A 2,493-nucleotide genomic window follows, 5' to 3' on the forward strand; every position below is an offset into this window, starting at 1 on the left:
CTATGCCTCTTTTGATTCTAATTGCCGATGATGACCCCGGTATCCGCCTAGCGGTCAAAGACTATTTAGAATTAGCAGGTTATAGTGTGGTAGCGGCGAGTAATGGTTTGGAAGCTTTGAATTTATTGGATACCTATCATCCCCATCTTTTGGTATCGGATATCAAAATGCCGCGTTTAGACGGTTATTCTTTGGTGACTAAGGTGCGGCAACAGCCAGAATTTAGGTTATTACCAGTAATTTTTTTAACCGAAAGAGGGTCAACAGAGGAAAGAATCCGCGGTTATCAAGTGGGTTGTGATATCTATCTTCCTAAACCTTTTGAGATGGAGGAATTAAAAGCAGTTATTCGCAATCTTTTAGAGCGATCGCAAATGGTGCAAAGTGAACGTCAATATCAGAAATTAAAACCGGAAGAAAGCCCCAAAACTAGGGATGTTTTAACTTCTTCTTTACAGGACGATTTTAAGTTAACTAATCGCGAGCGGGAAGTGTTAGAACATTTAGCCCAGGGACTTTCTAACAGTGAAATTGGGCAAAAACTGCATCTTAGTTCTCGCACGATCGAGAAATATGTTAGTAGTTTACTCAGAAAAACAACTACTAATAATCGCGCCGAATTGGTTCGTTTTTCCCTCGAACATAGACTAATCGATTAGCTGAAATAAAAAACTTAAATTTTGTTTTTTACTTCCTCCAAAAGACTGCCACAGGAGTCTAAAAGTAGCTCGATTACGCGTTCAAAACCTTCACGACCACCGTAGTAGGGATCGGGAACTTCTTTTTCTGGGTGATAACGAGCATAGTCACACATTAACTTGACCTTTTCTTGATATTTTCCTGTCCGATCTAGGGATAAAATATCTTGATAATTGGCTTTATCCATGGCTAGGATTAGATCAAAATTCTCGAAATCCTCGCGGGTAAATTGTCTAGCTGTCCCTTGCAAAGGAATACCGCGTTTTTTGGCCGCCGTATTCATGCGAGAATCGGGAGGAGAACCGATATGATAACCGGCAGTACCCGCAGAATCACAGAGGATTTTATTGCCTAATCCTTCTTGTTCAATCAGATAAGTCATGATATTCTCGGCAGCGGGAGAACGACAGATATTTCCTAAACAGACGAAGAGTAGTTTATAAGGCATAAATTGACTGGTAGAATCATCACTAAACTGCCAATTATAGGGCATTTCTAACATCCCGATAAAGATTTATCCTCAAAAAACTCCTCGCTGTCCATTAACCTAATTTTGGCTAATCCCAAGCTTTCTAAATAATCTTGCCACCCTTGGGGGGTATCTTCGATCGCTAATAATCCTAATACCCTAGCTACGTCTGCTACCCAGGGTAGGGTATGAATTCTATAACCCTGCCAGTTTACCTCTAAGGATAACCAAGCGGGAATCTCTTGGGGGTTAAATTGTTGGGAGGCAAGATAATCAGCTTGAAAGCAGTAAATCCGAGGTGGTTTTTGACTCTCTAACAAGGTTAAACACTCCTTCTAATCTGGACATTAATCTCTTTCCTCATATTTTAGAGGAACCTCAGCATAATTTCTGTTAAATATGAACTTCTCCTGTCAAGAAATGGTTAAGTTTGCTCAAGACAATTTACCCTTAATTCTCCCCTAAGCGAGGACGAATAATTAAATAAATTGCCGGACCGATTAGAGGCAAAAGGGAAACTACCGGCAACAGGAAAGGATTTTTTAATCCCCGTCGGGTTAGATCATCTTGCAGCAAAATTGGACATAATAGGGTTAAAAGACAGAAATCTAAACTCATAACATGAATAAAACGGCTAGTTTGCCACTGATACCAAAAATCAGACCAATTGCCGTTAATTAATCCGTAAGCGATTAAAATTGCCGCAGTAATTAGGGCAATTACTCCCAACCAAGGTGAGTCTAGAAGTTTAATGACCAGATTTTTTTTACCGGTAAAATTGCTGTTGGGTTGACGGAGAGTTAGATAGGGTAAAATAGCGAAAGCACCCACAGCAAAGGAGGCAAAAGTAAAGGGCCAAGCGATGATTTTTTGGTCACGACCATCGATAATTAAAAGGCTAGTGTAGATAAGTGGCCAAACTCCCATCAGGTTGAAAAGAGCGATAATTAACGGGTTGATATCTTGCCATTTGCCAGTGGAAAGATTGATAATTAAATTTATTGTATCTGGTTGGTCGGGGGGTGCTAGTAAAAAAGCGTATAATCCGAAGCATAACCAAAGTAAACCGAGAATAATTTTTGTTAACATGGCAGTAGATAATTAGGTTAATTGAGTAATGGGATTTCAGCAGATATTTTAGTAGAAAAGTGATCAAAAGATCAAGCAAGATTAGGCTCTTCGTTGCTTGTTATGGTTCGATAGGGGGGCATAAATCGACTAAATCCTTATCTGGCAAGAGACTTAATTGATTAGTTCGCTCTAGATAAAAACAATTGACAAAAATCGCTAAATGCCTTTCTCTATAAGGGTTCCATCCCTTATAA

Annotated in this window: 4 protein-coding genes; 1 reads left to right on the top strand and 3 read right to left on the bottom strand. The window is 39.5% G+C overall.

Annotated elements, in window-relative coordinates; translation table 11 throughout:
- Window positions 1-2 precede the first annotated feature (2 nt).
- Entirely contained in the window at window positions 3-659 is a 657-nt protein-coding gene (locus PX481_RS12970) for a response regulator transcription factor (RefSeq protein ID WP_288094698.1), read from the top strand.
- Window positions 660-673: 14 nt separating this feature from the next.
- Here PX481_RS12970 and PX481_RS12975 read toward each other — a convergent pair whose 3' ends face one another.
- The 3 genes from PX481_RS12975 to PX481_RS12985 form a co-directional block, all read right to left on the bottom strand.
- Entirely contained in the window at window positions 674-1,192 is a 519-nt protein-coding gene (locus PX481_RS12975) for a low molecular weight protein-tyrosine-phosphatase (protein ID WP_043999260.1), read from the bottom strand.
- Between the two features lie 2 nt (window positions 1,193-1,194).
- Window positions 1,195-1,488: a hypothetical protein gene (locus PX481_RS12980; RefSeq protein WP_002733401.1), complete on the bottom strand. Its 294-nt coding sequence runs from the start codon at window positions 1,486-1,488 to the stop codon at window positions 1,195-1,197.
- Between the two features lie 130 nt (window positions 1,489-1,618).
- A complete protein-coding gene (locus tag PX481_RS12985; RefSeq protein WP_288026110.1) occupies window positions 1,619-2,257 on the bottom strand; it encodes a DUF2834 domain-containing protein in 639 nt (212 codons plus the stop codon).
- Between the last annotated feature and the right edge of the window lie 236 nt (window positions 2,258-2,493).

The organism is Microcystis sp. M53603_WE2 (assembly GCF_030065435.1).

Excerpts from the sequence above, each read along its gene's own strand:
- PX481_RS12970 (WP_288094698.1), top strand. The coding sequence starts at position 3 with ATGCCTCTTTTGATTCTAATTGCCGATGATGACCCCGGTATCCGCCTA.
- PX481_RS12975 (WP_043999260.1), bottom strand. The coding sequence starts at position 1,192 with ATGCCCTATAATTGGCAGTTTAGTGATGATTCTACCAGTCAATTTATG.
- PX481_RS12985 (WP_288026110.1), bottom strand. The coding sequence starts at position 2,257 with ATGTTAACAAAAATTATTCTCGGTTTACTTTGGTTATGCTTCGGATTA.